At 63.2% G+C, this 1,557-nt stretch carries 1 pseudogene; it reads left to right on the forward strand.

Annotated elements, in window-relative coordinates:
* Positions 1-292: 292 nt before the first annotated feature.
* Positions 293-1,533: pseudogene (locus tag CVV68_RS22880) on the forward strand (IS110 family RNA-guided transposase).
* Positions 1,534-1,557: the final 24 nt, after the last annotated feature.

Here is a 1,557-nt window from a genome sequence, read left to right on the forward strand (position 1 = left end):
TCCCGTAAGCGTTCCAGTGCCGCTGCGCGCCGTGGTGGTCGAAAGTTGTTGCCGGGTCGCCTGTGCTCTGGTCTTCACGGCGTGGTGGCGAGATGATGGTCGTGTCTGCCGTGTTTGACGCCGGTCCGTCTTTGGTGCTGTAGTTTTGGCCCGTCCGTAAGCGTGGCGCAGAGGGTTCCACGGGAACCGTGGATTGTTGCTTCGAGCACGAGTATTAGAGTCCGGATTTAATTCCGCCCTCCACACGACAGGCACCACCTATAGGGAACAAATAGCTGTCAGGAGGTGTCCCGTGGACCTGGTTCATGAACATGCTGCGGGCATTGATATTTCCAAGAGCGACGCGAAGGTCGCCATCCGGGGTCCTGGCCGGCGCGCCGGGACTTTCACCACCGATGTCACCACCTGGGGTGCGACCACGAACCAGATCCTCGCCCTGCGGGACATGCTGGTCGCGGCGAAGGTCACCACGGTAGTCATGGAGGCAACCAGTGACTATTGGCGGCCGTTCTATTATCTGTTTGAAGACGTGTTGCCGGTGATGCTGGTCAACGCCAAGGCCGCCCGGAACATTCCGGGCCGAAAAACGGACGTTTCCGATGCCGCCTGGCTAGCCCAGTTGGGCGCCCATGGGCTGCTGCGCGCCTCATTTGTCCCGCCCGAGCCGATCCGCAAGTTGCGGGATCTGACCCAGGCCCGGACCCTTGCCATCCAGGACCGGGTCCGTGAGATCCAGCGCCTGGAGAAGTTTCTCGAATCCACCGGCATCAAGCTCTCGGACAGCGTCTCGGACCTGATGGGCGCCTCCTCCCGGGCGATGCTCGCCGCCCTCATCGACGGTGAGCGGAACCCGCAGAAACTGGCCGAAATGGCCAAGGGCGTCATGCGCAAGCGGATCCCGGAACTCATCGAGGCCCTGACCGGCCGGTTCGGCGACCACCACGCCTTCATCTGCTCCATGCACCTTGACCGCATCGATTCCCTCACCCGGTGGGCCGACAAGCTCACCACACGCATCGATGAGGCGATGGCACCCTTTCAGGCCGCCCGGGAATTCCTTGCCACCATCCCCGGGGTCTCCATCCTGGTTGCCGATGTCATCATCGCCGAAACCGGGGCCGACATGACCCGCTTTGAAACCCCCGGCCGCCTGGCCTCCTGGGCCGGGCTCAGTCCAGGATCCAACGAGTCCGCCGGACGGGTCAAGTCCACCAAGACCCGCCCCGGGAACCACTACATCAAGGGGGCACTGGGCGTCGCGGCGTTGAGCATCGCCCGCCACCCCAACGACAGCTACCTCGGGGCACGCTACAAACGGATCCTCGTCCGCCGCGGCAAAATCAAGGCCATCGTCGCCAACGAACACTCCATCCTCACCGCCGCTGGCACCTGCTCGCCGAGGGCGAGTGCTACCACGACCCCGGAAACGACTTCTTCACCAAAAAAGACCCCACCCGCGCCAAAAACAACGCCATCCGCCGCCTCCAAGCACTCGGCTACAACGTCACCCTAATCACCCGGGAGGCAGCCTGACCCACCTTACTTTCGTATTAGCCG

Origin of the sequence: Arthrobacter livingstonensis (assembly GCF_003219815.1) — a bacterium.
GTDB classification, from domain to species: Bacteria; Actinomycetota; Actinomycetes; order Actinomycetales; family Micrococcaceae; genus Specibacter; species Specibacter livingstonensis.